This window comes from Paraburkholderia bannensis NBRC 103871 (genome assembly GCF_000685015.1).
GTDB classification, from domain to species: domain Bacteria; phylum Pseudomonadota; class Gammaproteobacteria; order Burkholderiales; family Burkholderiaceae; genus Paraburkholderia; species Paraburkholderia bannensis.
Window position 1 is genome coordinate 570,330 of the sequence record NZ_BAYA01000004.1, and the last position, 14,101, is coordinate 584,430.

A 14,101-nucleotide genomic window follows, 5' to 3' on the forward strand; every position below is an offset into this window, starting at 1 on the left:
GAACCCTACTTTGAACCCTACATGGCGGCGCACGACGGCGAGGCCATTGCCAGAATCGCGTCGCGTTTTCAACCGAAGAGCCTGTCGATCAGCATGATCGACCAATGCAGTGTCACAAGTCCGCCCGAGAGCGCCGACCAGCCCTGCCAGCTTCGTTGTCGTTTCGCAAACAAAAATGCCGTAAGGCCAAACACAATCGGCGGGCCGGCCAGAACGGCCAAAAACGCGGCACCCTCCCAGAAGCCGATCGGGCATTTGTCGATATCCCGACATCCGTGGACTTCGCAGAACTGCGGAAAGCGACGGCATATCAATGCGTCGGCAGCCATCCAGTACCACAGGCTCAAGATCCCGAGCGCCGCGAAAGTGGCCGCGTAGAACAGACGCTTCACTTGATTGCCCAAAAGAGAATGCGCGTGGACTTCCCGAGGTCAGACCAGCCGATCAGGCTACCAGGAAGAAACGAGCTACGGCCAAACATCCGGCTCACCGTGGCAACGGCATTGAAGGGACTGCTGACCGTCAAACGCCTGCCGTCCCACAGATCGATATGGCCACCGCTCGGATTCTTGTCGGTTTCACCCTTGCGGGCCCAGTAATGCGAGAACTGGATGATGCCGGTACGCCCCTTGATCTTCGCTTGCCAATCGGAACCTGTGATGTCCTCGGGCTTGGGCAGACTCGCCATTGGCTGCAACTTCAGCCACTCGGCGAGTTCGTCGGCGCGCGTGGCCGTGGCTTTGCCGTCGAGCAGAATGCGCCCGATGGTCGGCTGACCCGATAGCGGCTTGATCAGCCTGTCCGTGAACGACTTCATCTCGATCCCTACGCGATGAAACATCACGCTCATGCGTATCGCGCACTGATCCTTGTAGTCGGGATTGTCGTAAGGATTGCCCGACGGATACGCGTCCCATAACTCCTGGAAGGTGACGACGCGTAACTGCACGTGTTTGATTGAACCGGGAATGTTGTTCGTTCTGACAACGGTGCGGGGGTTCGGCATCTGCGGATCTCCGGCTTCGCTTCGCGAGCGCGTTCTGATTGCATGGCAGAAGCCGTCCGGGCGCGGAAAAGCGCGGACGGCGCGGGCAGGTGAGGCTTCACCTGTCCGCGCATGGTCGATTGAAACCGTGCGAAGGAGATATCAGAAAAATCCTGGAACGCGAGGGCGGCCGACCCTCGGCGCTCACCCCGGCGGTTTCAACGCCGCCGCGACCCGCCCCATCTGATCGAGCCCGCTGTCGAACAGCCGCGAGAAATACGGAATCAGGCTAGGCATCATCAACTGGATCAGCAGCAGCCCGACCAGCATCGTCACCGCGAAACCGATCTGGAACACGCCGATCTGCGGCGCGGCGCGGTTCAGGATGCCCAGCGAGATATTGGTGATGAGCAGCGCCACCACCACGGGCAGCGAGAGCAGCAGCCCCGAATTGAACACCATCGCGCCCCAGCCCACCAGCAGGCGAAAGCCGTTGCCGTTGAGCACATTGGCCGAGACCGGCACGCTCGTGAACGTCTCGACGATGGCGGCGATCATCTGCAGATGGCCGTCGAAGGCAAGAAACGTCAGCATCGCCATCATGTTGAACCACGACGACAGCGCGGGCGACGACGTATTGGCCTGCGGATCGAAGAACGAGGCGAAGCTCAGGCCCATGCCCGAGCCCATCAGGTCGGCGGCGGCCGTCACGACGGCAAACACCAGCTGCATCGTGAAGCCGAGCGCCACGCCGATCAAAAACTGGTTCACGAGGATCCACACGCCTTCGGCCGAGAACACCGTGACCTGCGGCATCGCGCCGAGCGTGGGCGCGACGATCAGCGTGATGAACGCGGCCAGGCCGATCTTCACGCGCGTGGAGATCGAGCGGTTGTTGAGCACGGGCGCGGTCGCGATCAGCGCCAGGATGCGCGTGAACGGCCACAGGAACGCGGTGAGCCAGAGATTGAGCTGCGCGTAGGTGACGGTGAACATCGCGTGAGGAGGAGAGCGCTCGCGCCGGCGCAATGCCGTGCGCGCGAGCGCGGATTCAGGCCGCGAGTGCGGGAATGCTCGTGAACATGCGGTGCATGTAATCGAGGATCGTGGTGAGCATCCACGGCCCGGCGATCACGAGCGTCACCGCGATCGCGGCAAGCTTGGGAATGAACGAGAGCGTGCTTTCGTTGATCTGCGTGGCGGCCTGGAACAGGCTCACCACCAGGCCGACGACCAGCGACACGAGCAGCAGCGGCGCGGCCAGCATCAGCGCGACGTACATCGCCTCGTGCGAGAGGGTCATGACCATTTCGGGCGTCATCGCGTGTCTCCTTAGCTGAAGCTCTGCGCGAGCGAGCCGATCAACAATTGCCAGCCATCCACCAGCACGAACAGCATCAACTTGAACGGCAGCGAGATCGTCGCGGGCGAGACCATCATCATACCCATCGACATCAGCACGCTCGCCACCACCATGTCGATGATGAGGAACGGAATGAAGATCGTGAAGCCGATCTGGAAGCCGGTTTTCAGCTCGCTCGTCACGAACGAGGGCACCAGCAGCGTGAGCGGCACGTCTTCGGGGCCCTGCATGGGCGGCGCGTGCGAGATGCGCGCGAAGAGGGCGAGATCCGACTCGCGGGTCTGGCGCAGCATGAAGGTCTTGAACGGCGCGACGCCGCGCGTCACGGCTTCGTCCATCGGCAGGGTGCCGGCCGCGAACGGCTTGTAGCCGTCGTTATAGGCCTTGTCGAGCACCGGCGACATGATGAACAGCGTGAGAAACAGCGCGAGGCCGACGATCACCTGGTTGGGCGGCGTGGTCGTCGTGCCGAGCGCCTGGCGCAGCAGCGACAGCACGATAATGATGCGCGTGAAGCTCGTCATCATCAGCACCATCGCGGGCAGGAACGACAGCATCGTGAGCAGCAGCATCGTCTGCACGCTCAGCGAGTAGGTCGTCCCGCCGCCCGGGCCGGGGCTCGTGTTGAATGCGGGCAGGCCCTGCGGCTGCGCGGCCTGGGCGTGCGCGAGATGCGGCAGCATCAGCACGACCACGGTCAGCGCGAACAGCAGCGCGAGCGGCAGGGCCGAGCGCGAAAGGCGCGCCTTGAAGCGCGAGAAGAAGCCGGATTGAGGCGTCACGATCATGGTGGAGTGAGCGCGGGCGGGTGCGAGCGCCGCCGCGTCGGAAAGGGAACGGCCGTGCATTTACTGCGCTCCGTCGTCGGGGCGCCTGAAACGCGGGTTGAACCGTTTGCCCGCTTCGTGTTTCAGCGCGTCACGAAAGCGCTGGCCGAAGCTGCCTTGAAGTGCGGGGCCGCCGGCGCCTGCCGGATTGGAAACACCGGCCGCGTTCGGCAATTCGCCCGCGGGCATGGTGTGCAACAGGCGCACACTGCCGGGCGCTGCGCCCAGCACGAGCCAGGTATCGCCGATCTCGACCACGGCCACGCGCTCCTTGCCGCCGAGCGATGCGCCGCCCACGGTCTTGACCAGCGCGTTCTTCGGGCCGTGCTGCAAGCCCAGGCGGCGAGCGAGCCAGCCGCAGGCGAACACCACGGCGATCACCAGCACGAGGCCGAACACCGTTTGCAGCACCGCGCCGAAGCCGAGCGACGGCACCGCGCTGCCGGTGACCACAGCCGAAGCGCCCGAAGCCGCATGTGCCGCCTGGTTCACGGCTTGCAGGTCGGCGGCGTGAGCCGCGACGCTGGCAAGCGAGACCACTGTGACTGAGGCGTAAGCAAAAGTTCTGCGCAACATGGCGGCCACGGCCTGCGATTTCATCGGTTGAGTTTCCGGATCCGTTCGGACGGCGTGATGATGTCCGTCAGGCGGATGCCGAACTTGTCGTTCACGACCACCACTTCGCCCTGGGCGATCAGGCAGCCGTTCACGAGCACGTCCATCGGCTCGCCCGCCAGGCCGTCCAGTTCCACCACCGAACCCTGCGCGAGTTGCAGCAGGTTGCGAATAGCGATCTTGGTGCGACCGAGTTCGACGGTCATCTGGACGGGAATGTCCAGGATCATGTCGATGTCGTTGCGCGTCGAGTTCTGATCGACCTTCGACAGCGGCTGGAACACCGCCGCGGGTTGTGCTGCGGGTACGTCGTTGCTGTTCTGCTCGGCCAGTGCGGCAGCCCAATCGTCCATCGCCATTTCGTCTTCCGTGCTCGTTGCACTCGTCGTTGTATTTGCAGCTCCGGCGGTTTCCATCGCTGCTTCCATCGCTGCTGCCTGCGCCGCGGCCTCCGGGCCGTTGGGATCGAGCACCGGTTCGTCAGCGCTCGTACCGTTGATGTCACTCATATCCACCTTCCTTCATCGTGTCGGCTGCGCTGATCATCTTCTGGACCCGCAACGCATATTGACCATTGAAAATACCGTAGCCGCATTCCATAACCGGCACGCCGTCCACCTTGGCGACAATGTGCTCGGGAACGTTCATCGGCAGCACATCGCCCTTCTTCATGTTCAGGATCTGCTCGAAGGTGATGGGCACCTGCGCCAGATCGGCGGTGAGTTCGACCTCGGCGGCCTGCACCTGCTGCGAAAGCACCCGCACCCAGCGGCGGTCGACGTCGAGCACTTCGCCTTGCAGCGGCGAGGCCAGCACGTCGCGAATCGGCTCGATCATCGAATACGGCATGCAGATGTGCAGCGTGCCGCCCGTCGGGCCAAACTCGATCGAGAACTGCGTGACGATCACGATTTCGTTGGGCGTCGCCACGTTCGCGAACTGCGTGTGCATTTCCGAGCGCACGTACTCGAAATTGAGCTGGCGCACGCTTTTCCAGGCGGTCGTGTAATGCTCGAACACCAGGTTGAGCAGCTTGCTGATGATGCGCTGCTCGGTCTGCGTGAAGTCGCGGCCTTCGACGCGCGTATGAAAGCGCCCGTCGCCGCCGAACAGGTTGTCCACCACGAAGAACACCAGATTCGGGTCGAACACGAACAGCGACGTGCCGCGCAGCGGCTTCACGTGCACCAGGTTCAGGTTCGTCGGAATCGGCAGGTTACGCGTGAACTCGCTGTACTTCTGCACGCGCACCGGCCCGACCGAAATTTCGGCGGTACGGCGCATGAAATTGAAAATGCCTACGCGCAACAGACGCGCGAAACGCTCGTTGATGATCTCGAGACCGGGCATCCGGCCGCGCACGATGCGTTCCTGCGTGGCGATGTTGTACGGACGTACGCCCTGCTTTTCAGACTGGCTCGATTCCGTATCGACTTCGCCGGTGACGCCTTTGAGGAGGGCATCGACCTCCTCCTGCGACATGAACTCGTCGTGCCCCATACTCATGATGCCGTGTCCTCTGTTGACTGCGCGCTGTGCATGGTCTTACTGCACGACGAATTCGGTGAAGAGGACGTCCTCGACCTTGGCCGGTTCGGCGCGCGGATCGGACGGCTGGGCGATCAGTTTCGCGAGCTCGGCGGCGAGCGTGCGCTTGCCGTCGAGCGGCGCGAGGTCGGACGGATGCTTGTTCGAAAGCGCCAGCAGCACGCGGCTGCGGATCTCCGGCATGCGCGCGACGAGCGCGTCCTGGGTCGCCTGGCTGTCGAGCTTGAGCGTGAGGCCGATACGCAGGTAATGCGTTTCGCCATCGTCGGACTGGAGGTTCACCGTCATCGGCTCCAGCGCGTAGTAGACGGGCACGACAGGCGCCGCCGGGGCAGCAGCAGCCGGGGCGCTCGCGGCGTGGCGCGACATGAAGAACCACACGCCCGCGCCGGCTGCGCCGGCGGCAACGATCGCGATGATCGCGATAAGAAGGATGCGCTTCAGCGGTCCGGGTTTTGCGCCTTGCGGGGCGGCTTGCTGGTTTGCGGTCGTGGTCGCCATGTCGGTGTGCGGATCTGGTGCGTTCGATTACGTCGGGGTTCGGATCGCGGGCCAGGCCTTGTCGGCGCGGCGCTCGCATTTCTTCCGGCAGCCTGCATTGTTCCGGCTTTTGCCTTACAGCGATGGGAAGAATAGACGGGGGATTTCCGGCTATCTCGTGGCTTTGTGCGGGATGCCAGGCAAACGATGCTGCGGGAATGGGGGGAGGAGCGTAGCAGGAAGGCCGGGAGCGGGCGAGCCCCGTGCCTTTCCTTGTATTTGCGGGCAGGATGGCGGCGCGCGGCGCGTAGCGAATATCGCGCCGGGCCGCCCGGGTTCTGCCGTCTGGTTGCCGCTTTGTTGCTTTATGCGAAGGTGTCGATCAGGCCGACGGTGCGCGTCGTGGCCGTGGTGGCGGCGCTGCTCGCCACGTCGTCCACCCCGCCCGTCGAGGCCAGGCCGCCGCTGCCCGAGCGCGACGAACGCGAGCTGCCCGAACCGCTGCCACTGCCGCTGTCCTGCTGCGCCTGCTGGTTCATCTGGCGCGAGAAACCGTCCGTGACGCTCGCGCTGCCCAGACCGATGCCGTTTTCCTGCATCTGCTCGCGCAGCTTGGGCAGGGCCGCCTCGACGGCTTCGCGCACCTGCTGGTGCTGCGAGACGAAGAGGGCGTGGGCGTGGTTGTCCGCGACCTGGAGCACGACCTGAAGCGGGCCGAGATCCTTCGGGTTGAGCGTGAGTTCCGCCGAGCTTTGATGCGCGTTCGACAGGAACACGACCTTCTGGCTGAGCGAATCTTCCCAGTCCGGGGTGCCCACCTGCGCCGAAATCGTGGTCGATGCCGCGGCGGCGGCGGCCGTCGGGTTGGTCGCCGAAGTCGCGGCCTGGGTGGCCTGCGCCTGCGCCGCAGCAGCGGCGGCCTGGGCGGCGGCGAGCGCATCGGTCACGGCGTTGGTCGCGCTCGACGTATCGGTCTGCGGGGTGCCTGCCTGCGCCGCCGCAGCGAGCGCCGCGTTGGCGGTCTGCGTGGTCGCGGCGGTGGTTGCGCCCGCCACGGTCTTGGCCGCACCGGCGCTGGCGCTCTTGTCGTCGATGGCGGTGTCGAGCGTCTTCGCCTTCGCCTGCGTGCCCAAATGAGTCGCGAAGCTGCTGGCGATGTTCGCGCCGCCTGCCGCCGCGCTGGCGTCCGTCGTGGTCGCCGCGCCGCGCGTGTTCAGCGTGGCCGCGCCGCTGCGCAGCGTGTTGAGTGCGGCCGTCAGTGCGTCGCTGGCCGATTTCGATGCCGTTGCGGTGGCCGTGGAGCCGTCCGCTGCCGTGCCGGCGGCGTTCGCACCTGCGGCAGCCGCCGCCGAGGCGACGCTGGCGAGCGTGGCGTCGGTGCTGGCCTGGCTGGCGTCGCTGCCGTCGTCGCTCGACGACGGATCCTGGCCTTGCTGCGCGGCCTGCTGGGCCTGTTGCGCCTGCTGGGCTTGCGCGGCAGCCGACTGGCCGGCCGCATCGGCTTGCGCCTGCTGCGCGCGCGCATCGTCGGCGCGATGGTCGGTCTTCGACGCGTGCTTCGTGCCTTGCGTCGACCCGCTGCCCGACGAAGCACTCGACTGGCTGGATTGCGTCGATTGCGATGACTGCGACGAGTTCGACGATTGCGAAGCCTGCGAGCTTTGCTGCGCGGCATTGCTGGCGCTGTTCCAGCTTTGCGAGGCCTGCGAGCTTTGCTGCTGGATCGCCTGCTGGCTATTGCTGCTGGCCTGGCTGGCCTGCGCGGCCATGCTTTGCTGCAAGGTCTGCGCGAAGCCCTGGCTCGCCTGGTCCGCCTGGCTGGCGGTGGCGTTGCCGCTCGTGGCGGGATCCACGGCCCCGAAGAGCGAACTGACTGCGGAAAGAAGCGACATGAGGTCTGCCCCGGATAACTTGATCGGTGTAAATCGCGACGCCCTGCACGCTATGCGATGCGGGCGCCGGCGTCAATTTTTGGATTCGGTCTTGCAGGTCTTGCTGGTCTTGCACAGGCAACTGCAAAAAGCACACAGCCTTACAGCGGCGAAGTCCGCATGCGCAGCGCGCGGGCCGCGAACTCATCGGAATCGCGCTGATCGCGTTTGGCTTCCTTGCGCGCCTGCACGGCGTCCTGGCGCGACTGCAGCACTTCGTACGAACCGAGTTTCTGTTTGGTGCGCGCCCATTCGGGCTTGGCCGCTTCCACGCGCTGGGTCGCCTGGTCGAGCATGCGTCGCTGCTGCTCGATGGCGGCGTCGAGCGTGTCGATGAACGCCTGGAAATTGCGTACATTGCCCGCCGCCATGCCGGCGCGCGCGGACTCGGTGAAGCGCACGTGATACTCCTCGCGGTAGTCGATCAGCGCCTTGAGCTGCTGCTCGACTTCGCCGCGCTCGCGCTGCACGCGCCCGAGGCGCTGCGTCGCGGCGTCCACGTCGTCCTGCGCGAGGCCGATGAGGGTCTGCAACGCGGTCTGTTGGGTCATGTCGAAATTCCTCGCTCAGTGGACGGGCGCGTCAGGGATGTCAAGCGCGGCCCGCTCCGCCATTGCCAAGCAGTGCGCCGAGCATGCCGACGCTCTGGTCATAGTCCGCCGATTCGCGGAAACCTTGCTGCAAAAACGCCTCGATGCGCGGATAAAGCTGGATCGCGCGGTCGAGCACCGCGTCGCGGCCCGTCACATACGCGCCCACATTGATGAGGTCGCGATTGCGCTGGTAGCGCGACAGCATCTGCTTGAGCGCGCGCGTCTGGTTCAGGTGCTGGTCGTCGATCAGCGCGGTCATCGCCCGGCTGATCGAGGCCTCGATATCGATGGCCGGATAGTGCCCCGCTTCCGCAAGCGCGCGCGAGAGCACGATATGGCCGTCCAGGATCGCGCGCGCCGAATCGGCGATCGGATCCTGCTGGTCGTCGCCTTCGGTGAGCACGGTGTAGAACGCCGTGATCGAGCCGCCGCCTTCCGGGCCGTTGCCGGTGCGCTCGACGAGCGCGGGCAGCTTGGCGAACACCGAAGGCGGGTAGCCCTTGGTCGCGGGCGGCTCGCCGATCGCCAGCGCGATCTCGCGTTGCGCCATCGCGTAACGCGTGAGCGAGTCCATCAGCAGCAGGACGTGTTTGCCCTGGTCGCGGAAGTATTCGGCCAGCGACGTCGTGTACGCGGCCGCCTGCATGCGCAGCAGCGGCGAGACGTCGGCCGGAGCCGCCACCACGACCGAGCGCGCGAGGCCTTCCTCGCCCAGGATCTGCTCGATGAATTCCTTCACTTCGCGGCCGCGTTCGCCGATCAGGCCGATCACGATGACTTCGGCGCTGGTGGCGCGCGCCATCGTGCCGAGCAGCACCGACTTGCCGACGCCCGAGCCCGCGAACAGGCCCATGCGCTGGCCGCGTCCGACGGTCAGCAGCGCGTTGATCGCGCGCACGCCCACGTCGAGCACCTTGTGGATCGGCTCGCGGTTCAGCGGGTTGATGACGGGCGCGGTGAGCGGCGCGTCGGCTTCCGTATTGAGCGGGCCGAGTCCGTCGAGCGGCCTGCCCGACGCGTCGACCACGCGGCCGAGCATGCCCCAGCCCACCGGCAGGCGCTTCGCGCCCGCTTTCGGGTCGGCGATGGGCGCGCTTTCGCGCGGCCAGACGCGTGCGCCGGGCAACAGGCCCGAGACTTCGGTGGTCGGCATCAGGAACAGCTTGTCGCCGCCGAAACCGACCACTTCGGCTTCGGCCATCGGCAGCGAGCTGCCCGGCGGCAATTCGATCATCACTTCCGCGCCCACGGCCAGACGCAGGCCCACGGCTTCGAGCACGAGGCCCGCTGCGCGCGTGAGGCGACCGCAGCCGCGCAGCGGCAGCGCGAGGGCGTTGCGCGCGCGCACGGCGTTGAGGTGAGCGTTCCAGACGCCCAGGTGCGGATTGTTCGGGTCGTAATTCGCGGGCGGCACGTAGGGCGGGATTTCAGCCGCTGCGCTTACGCCTTCTGCTTTGTCAGTCGTCGCGTCGGCCTGCGCTTCAGGCGACGCGTCCTCGTCGCCCACCAGCACGGCAGCCGTCTGCGCCGGGTCGTGCGCGGCGGGGCCGAACGACGCGAGCGCCAGTTCCTGTTCGAGCGGCGTCAGGCCGCCCGTGTGGATGGCCTGCTGCACGGTCTGATGGAGGGACGTATTTACCATGGCCGTGCCTTGCCGAGCGCCGCCGACACGCGTTCCCAGCGCGTCGCGATGCCCGCATCGGTTTCGCCGGTCGCAGCCTGCGCCCGGCAGCCGCCGCGCTCCAGCGTGGCGTCGGTGCGCACCGTCCAGCCGCGCGCCTGCAAGTCTTCCATCAGGTACGCCTCCACCACCGGCAGGTCGGCGGGGCTCACCACGAGCTGGGGCGAACCGCTCAGTTGCGGCTCATGGGCGAGCACTTCGCGCGCCGCGGCCAGCAGCGCCGTGGGGTCGTGCTGCACATGCTGACGCACCACCTGTTGTGCGATATCGAGCGCCAGTTCGACGAGCGTCTCGGCGACACCGGCCTCGACAGTCTGAAGCGCGTCCGAGAAACGCTGGGCGAGCTGCGCAAGCTGGTTCGCCTGGCCGCGCGCGAGTTCGAGACCTTGCTCGAAACCCTGCTTCTGGCCCTGGTCGTAACCGGCCTGGTAGCCGAGCGCCTGGCCCGCCACGTGGCCGGACGCGAGGCCCTGCTGATGGGCGTCGTCGCGCAGGCGCTGGAGCTGCGCGGCGAACGCGGCTTCCTCGTCGGGCGTGGGCGGCGGCGGGGGCGGAGGAGGCGGGTCGAACGACGCCATCTCCCAGCGCTGATACGCCGAGCGCGCGCGCCGCTGGGCAGCCTCCCGGGTTGCTTCGTCAGACATAAGCGTCTTCTGCCTTGCCGCCTAGAACGATCTGGCCGCTCTCGGCGAGGTTGCGCACGATCTGCAGGATACGCCGCTGCTGCGCCTCGACTTCCGAGACGCGCACGGGGCCGCGCGCGTCCAGGTCTTCGGCGAGCAGTTCCGCAGCACGCTGCGACATGTTCGCGAGGAACTTCTGGCGCAGCGCAGGCGGGGCGCCCTTGAGCGAAATGATGAGCGATTCCGACTCGACTTCCTTGAGCAGCAGCTGGATCGCGCGGTCTTCCAGGTCGAGCAGGTTTTCGAACACGAACATCTGGTCGATGATCTTCTGGGCGAGTTCGGCGTCGTACTGCTTGACGTTCTCGATCACGCCTTCTTCGTGCTGGCTCGTCATGAAGTTGAGAATCTCGGCCGCCGTGCGGATGCCGCCCATCGGGCTGCGCTTGAGGTTGTCGCTGCCCGACAGCAGGCCCGTGAGCACATCGTCGAGTTCGCGCAGCGCCTGCGGCTGGATGCCGTCGAGCGTCGCGATACGCAGCAGCACGTCGTTACGCAGACGCTCCGTAAAGCACGAAGCGATCTCCGACGCCTGGTCGCGGTCGAGGTGCACGAGAATCGTCGCGATGATCTGCGGGTGCTCGTTCTTGATCAGTTCCGCGACCGAGCCCGAGTCCATCCACTTCAGGCCCTCGATACCGCTCGTGTCGCCGCCCTGCAGGATGCGGTCGATCACCGCGCCCGCCTTGTCCTCGCCGAGCGCCTTGGTCAGCACGTTGCGGATGTAGTCGTTCGAGTCGAGCGAGAGCGCCGTGTGCTGCTCCGCTTCCTTGACGAACTCCTGCAGCACGACGTCGATTTCCTCGCGCTTGACGTTCTTCAGCGCGGCCATCGCCGCGCCGATCTTCTGCACTTCGCGCGGCCCGAGGAACTTGAAGACCTGAGAGGCCTCTTCCTCGCCGATCGACATGAGCAGCAGCGCGCTCTTCACAGCTCCTTCAGCGCTCATCGTTCACCCAGCTCTTGACAACGGTTGCGACAATTTTCGGATCCTGGCGCGCGATGCTGCGGGCGAATTCCAGGTTGCGTTCAAACTTGTGTTTCTCGTTTTCGAGGGCGAGGAGGGTCGGATCGCCTTCCACTTCGCCGCCCGTGCCTTCGATCTTCTCGACCTGCGGCAGGCCGTCGAGCAGCAGCGGCTCGCTGCCGTCTGCGCCCAGGGCCGCGGCTGCCACGGGCGGGGCCGGCGGCGGGAAGGCGCGGCGCAGTGCCGGCTTCACCATCACGAAGTACAGGAACAGGGCCACCAGACCGATGCCGAGCCACGTCGCGACCTGCTTGGCGAGCGCGAGGATGTCCGGCTGGCGCCACCACGGCAGGTTGGCGTTCGGGTCGACGTCCTGCTGGAAGGCGGCGTTGACGACGTTCACCGAGTCGCCGCGCTTCTCGTCGTAACCCATCGCGTCCTTCACGAGCTGCTCGACCTGCGCCTTCTGCTTGTCGTCGAGCGGCTGCATCGTCGCGTGGCCCTTGGCGTCCACCTTCGACTGATAGTTCACGATCACGGCCACCGACAGGCGCTTGATGTCGCCCGCGGCCTGCTGATAGTGGCGCACGGTCTTGTCGAGCTCGTAGTTCGTGGTGGTGTCGCGGTGATCCGAGATCGGCGTCGAAGCCGCTGCGCCGCTCGCGCCCGCCGGGGCGACGATCGGCGCCGAGGCCGGCTGCGGCGGCTGGTTCGACAGCGCGCCCGGCACGCCGCCCGCGCTCGACTGCGCGGAATCGGTGGCGATGCTCTGCTGCTGGCTGCGCACCGAGGCCTGCTGCGGGTTGCCGTTCGGGCCGTAGTTTTCCGAAGTCTGTTCGAGATGCGAGAAGTCGAGGTCGGCGCTCACCTGCGAGCGGGCGTTGCCCGAGCCGAACAGCGGCGCGAGGATCTGGTCGATGCGCGACTGCGTGTCGTGTTCGACCTGACGCACGTACTTGAGCTGCGAGGCGTCCAGACCCGCGCTGGTCGTGCTCTGGGTCAGCAGGTTGCCGTCCTGGTCGACCACGGTGACGTTGCGCACCGGCAGGTCGGGCACGGCCGACGCGACCATGTGCGTGATCGCGGCGACCTGGCCGTCGTCGAGCACGCGGCCCGGGTACATGTTGACGAGCACCGACGCGGACGGCGCTTCGCGCTCGCGCACGAACACCGACGGCTTCGGAATGGCCAGGTGTACGCGCGAGGACTTCACGCTCTGGATCGACTGAATCGTTTGCTCCAGCTCGCCTTCGAGGGCGCGCTGGTAGTTCACCTGCTCGGCGAACTGGCTGATGCCGAACTTCTGGTTGTCCATCAGCTCGAAGCCGACCGAGCCGCTCTTGGGCAGGCCCTGCTGGGCGAGGCGCAGGCGCATTTCGCCGACCTGGTCGGACGGCACCAGGATGGCGCTGCCGGTCTCGGACAGCTTGTAGGGCACATTGGCGGCCTGCAGCGCGGTGATGATCGAGCCGCCGTCGCGATCCGACAGGTTGCTGTAGAGCACCTTGTAGTCGGGCGCGCGCGACCAGAGGATCAGGCCCGCGACCACGGCGACCAGCACCGCCACGGCGATGATGAGCGGCGCACGCGGGTTGCCGCGCACGCTGCGCAGCGACGACAGCGAACCCAGGCGCTGCGCGAAGCCGCCGCCGAGGTCCTCCGCCGCGCCGGGCATGGCGCCGCCCGCGCCGGTCGCGGCGCCGCTGGTGGCGAGGCCCATGCGGGCGTCGGGGTTGATCAAAGAGTTGGCAGACGAATCCATGCGACGGGTATCTCCGGGAGACTTGCATGTCCCGCCGGGGCTCAGGAATCGAGGCTTGCGGCGGAGACTTTCACGACAGTGGATTATCCGGAGCCCGTGGCAACCCGATTGCGCGAATAGAGCCGGGTTTTCCCCCTAGTTTCGGGGCTTTCGGAAATAGCGCGCTGATATGCTCTCGACCAGACTCGGAAATGTGTATGCAGGCCGGGTCTGACGGGCGAGATCAGCTCACCGTGCGGGCCGGACCGGGGCCGCACGAGTCGAGCCGGAACCCGGCCGAGCGCCGCCCGCCATGCACACACTCTTAATCGTGGAGTAATCATGACTGTGCCAGTCAACCCACTCACGTCGGCCCTCGCGCAGATGCAGGCGATGGCCACGCAGGCGGCAGGCGCTTCGGCCGCAGCGGCGAGCGATGGCAGCTCGGGCGCGGCGACCGCGGGCGAATTCGCCTCGGCGCTCAAGGCGTCCATCGACAAGATCAGCGGCGACCAGCAAAAGGCCGTCGGCGAGTCGCAGGCGTTCGAGCTGGGGGCCAGCAACGTGTCGCTCAACGACGTGATGGTCGACATGCAGAAGGCCAATATCGGCTTCCAGTTCGGGCTCCAGGTCCGCAACAAGCTTGTCGCCGCCTACACCGACATCATGCAGATCCAGGTGTAAGGA

Annotated in this window: 16 protein-coding genes; 1 reads left to right on the forward strand and 15 read right to left on the reverse strand. The window is 66.3% G+C overall.

Annotated features, from left to right (window positions below):
* Positions 1-68 precede the first annotated feature (68 nt).
* The 15 genes from BBA01S_RS08635 to fliF form a co-directional block, all read right to left on the reverse strand.
* Positions 69-392 carry a hypothetical protein gene (locus BBA01S_RS08635; RefSeq protein ID WP_027816070.1) on the reverse strand — a complete coding sequence of 108 codons (324 nt, stop codon included), beginning with the start codon at positions 390-392 and terminating at the stop codon, positions 69-71.
* Complete coding sequence (locus BBA01S_RS08640) at positions 389-1,006, reverse strand: type VI secretion system amidase effector protein Tae4 (RefSeq protein WP_027816071.1); 618 nt, start codon at positions 1,004-1,006, stop codon at positions 389-391. Before BBA01S_RS08640 ends, BBA01S_RS08635 begins: the two co-directional genes overlap by 4 nt.
* Positions 1,007-1,189: 183 nt before the next feature.
* Positions 1,190-1,981: a flagellar biosynthetic protein FliR gene (gene fliR / locus BBA01S_RS08645; RefSeq protein WP_027816072.1), complete on the reverse strand. Its 792-nt coding sequence runs from the start codon at positions 1,979-1,981 to the stop codon at positions 1,190-1,192.
* 55 nt (positions 1,982-2,036) lie between these two features.
* Positions 2,037-2,306, reverse strand: a complete 270-nt coding sequence (gene fliQ, locus BBA01S_RS08650; protein ID WP_027816073.1) for a flagellar biosynthesis protein FliQ — start codon at positions 2,304-2,306, stop codon at positions 2,037-2,039.
* Between the two features lie 11 nt (positions 2,307-2,317).
* Positions 2,318-3,136, reverse strand: a complete 819-nt coding sequence (gene fliP / locus BBA01S_RS08655; RefSeq protein WP_042296505.1) for a flagellar type III secretion system pore protein FliP — start codon at positions 3,134-3,136, stop codon at positions 2,318-2,320.
* A gap of 60 nt (positions 3,137-3,196) precedes the next feature.
* Entirely contained in the window at positions 3,197-3,775 is a 579-nt protein-coding gene (fliO, locus tag BBA01S_RS40605) for a flagellar biosynthetic protein FliO (RefSeq protein ID WP_084161987.1), read from the reverse strand.
* The gene (fliN, locus tag BBA01S_RS08665; protein WP_027816075.1) at positions 3,772-4,299 is read right to left on the reverse strand and encodes a flagellar motor switch protein FliN; all 528 of its coding nucleotides are present in this window, start codon (positions 4,297-4,299) and stop codon (positions 3,772-3,774) included. Before fliN ends, fliO begins: the two co-directional genes overlap by 4 nt.
* Positions 4,292-5,290 carry a flagellar motor switch protein FliM gene (gene fliM, locus BBA01S_RS08670; protein ID WP_027816076.1) on the reverse strand — a complete coding sequence of 333 codons (999 nt, stop codon included), beginning with the start codon at positions 5,288-5,290 and terminating at the stop codon, positions 4,292-4,294. The genes fliN and fliM overlap by 8 nt, the downstream gene beginning before the upstream one ends.
* Positions 5,291-5,335: 45 nt before the next feature.
* Positions 5,336-5,839, reverse strand: coding sequence for a flagellar basal body-associated protein FliL (gene fliL, locus BBA01S_RS08675; protein WP_027816077.1), 504 nt, complete (start codon positions 5,837-5,839; stop codon positions 5,336-5,338).
* Between the two features lie 344 nt (positions 5,840-6,183).
* Positions 6,184-7,710, reverse strand: coding sequence for a flagellar hook-length control protein FliK (locus BBA01S_RS08680; protein WP_027816078.1), 1,527 nt, complete (start codon positions 7,708-7,710; stop codon positions 6,184-6,186).
* Between the two features lie 140 nt (positions 7,711-7,850).
* Positions 7,851-8,300 (reverse strand): flagellar export protein FliJ, encoded by a 450-nt coding sequence (fliJ, locus tag BBA01S_RS08685; protein ID WP_027816079.1) that lies wholly within the window; start codon positions 8,298-8,300, stop codon positions 7,851-7,853.
* A gap of 40 nt (positions 8,301-8,340) precedes the next feature.
* On the reverse strand, positions 8,341-9,984 hold the full coding sequence (gene fliI / locus BBA01S_RS08690; RefSeq protein WP_027816080.1) for a flagellar protein export ATPase FliI: 1,644 nt from the start codon (positions 9,982-9,984) through the stop codon (positions 8,341-8,343).
* Positions 9,978-10,667, reverse strand: coding sequence for a flagellar assembly protein FliH (fliH, locus tag BBA01S_RS08695; RefSeq protein ID WP_027816081.1), 690 nt, complete (start codon positions 10,665-10,667; stop codon positions 9,978-9,980). The genes fliI and fliH overlap by 7 nt, the downstream gene beginning before the upstream one ends.
* Entirely contained in the window at positions 10,660-11,655 is a 996-nt protein-coding gene (fliG, locus tag BBA01S_RS08700) for a flagellar motor switch protein FliG (RefSeq protein WP_027816082.1), read from the reverse strand. The genes fliH and fliG overlap by 8 nt, the downstream gene beginning before the upstream one ends.
* Positions 11,645-13,435, reverse strand: a complete 1,791-nt coding sequence (fliF, locus tag BBA01S_RS08705) for a flagellar basal-body MS-ring/collar protein FliF (RefSeq protein ID WP_027816083.1) — start codon at positions 13,433-13,435, stop codon at positions 11,645-11,647. The genes fliG and fliF overlap by 11 nt, the downstream gene beginning before the upstream one ends.
* A 321-nt stretch (positions 13,436-13,756) precedes the next feature.
* Here fliF and fliE point away from each other — a divergent pair, with 321 nt between their 5' ends.
* Positions 13,757-14,098 (forward strand): flagellar hook-basal body complex protein FliE, encoded by a 342-nt coding sequence (gene fliE, locus BBA01S_RS08710; protein WP_027816084.1) that lies wholly within the window; start codon positions 13,757-13,759, stop codon positions 14,096-14,098.
* The last annotated feature ends 3 nt before the right edge of the window (positions 14,099-14,101 follow it).